Source organism: Pseudothauera lacus (assembly GCF_003034845.1).
GTDB classification, from domain to species: Bacteria; Pseudomonadota; Gammaproteobacteria; order Burkholderiales; family Rhodocyclaceae; genus Pseudothauera; species Pseudothauera lacus.
In genome coordinates, this window is the sequence record NZ_PZKC01000036.1 from 1 (window position 1) to 1,281 (window position 1,281).

General features: G+C 63.0%; 1 protein-coding gene and 1 pseudogene. Both read left to right on the forward strand.

The window, feature by feature from the left end; genetic code table 11:
• A partial coding sequence (locus C8261_RS17395; RefSeq protein ID WP_181358988.1) for a hypothetical protein occupies window positions 1–340 on the forward strand: 340 nt, incomplete at its 5' end.
• Window positions 337–1,281 (forward strand): annotated as a pseudogene (locus C8261_RS17080) (DUF2235 domain-containing protein); the annotation flags it as partial. The gene C8261_RS17395 and the pseudogene C8261_RS17080, both read left to right, overlap by 4 nt.

Consider the following 1,281-nt stretch of genomic DNA (forward strand, 5'->3'; position numbering starts at 1 on the left):
GGTGCTCGCCAGCGCCGTCGATCCCGGCCACCCCCAGTGGGCCGGCCGCGAACGCGGCTGGCCCGTGCCCAGCCAGGCGTACAGGCTGAAGATGTGGGAGCGGGACATGGAGGAGTTGCGCATAGGTGAGCAAGGACTGATAAGGCAACTTGGTCCAAGAACCGATAAAGACTACGAGGAAAGTTGGGCAATCGACATAAGGTACGGAAACGTCGCTGAGTTCCGCGATTTCACTGGGCCGGCCGATCCTCGGTACAGGGAACATAAACGCCTGAAGGCACAGGAGATGCTCGAAGAAGTCAGACGCAGGATCAAATACTATGAGGAGCGCAAACCATGAGTACCGAGTTTGCTTCACAGATTGACCCTGAGATTTATGCTGACCCTTCCAAGGTCGACATATTTTTCCCCCCAGGAGGTCCGGAGCGAGGAAAAATATTCGAGTACGACTACCGCGAACACCCCCCCATCGCCGACCCCCACCACGGTTGCGACACCAACCTGTTCCTTGGCTTCTTCATGGACGGCACGCGCAACAACTACGGGGTCAGCGAAGAGGCCGGCGATCACAGCCATTCCAACGTCGCCCGCCTCTTCGATGCCTACCAGGGCCAGGCCATCGCCCCGCTGGCGGTGATGCCCCATCTCAAGGACCAGTGGCCCGGCGTCGAGGACAAGTACCCGCACTTCTTCCGCATCTATTCCCCCGGCGTCGGCAGCCCCTTTGCCGAGCTCGGTGACAACGGCACGGGCATACAGCGCATCCGCGGCTCGGCCTTTGCCTGGGCCGGCCAGGTGCGCCTGGTGTGGGCGCTGGCGCAGGCCCTGAACTGCGTCCACCGCTACATCCACCGTGTGCCGCTGCTCAATACCACGCAGATTCGGGAACTGAACAACGCAGTCATGCTCACCGGCAAGCAACTGGACACCGTTCCGCTCTTCCACGACTACCACGGCGCTTGCCAGCCGCTCAATACCCAAGGCCATCTGCTCGAAGCAGTGCGCAAACTGCACCGCGCGCTGGGCGGGCACATGCCCGACCCACAGAGCGGCCAGGTGCAGATCAAGAACCCCGGCATCATCCGCAACATCTACGTGAGCATCTTCGGTTTCTCGCGCGGAGCGGCGGCGGCGCGCGCGCTGGCCAACTGGCTGCACGTGCTGTGCCGGCTCGATGCCCGCGAGCGTGGCGTGGCAGGGCTGACGCTGGGCGGCTTTGCGGTGCATTTCGAGTTCATGGGGCTGTTCGACACGGTGGCCTCGGTGGGCGACGCGGCGCTC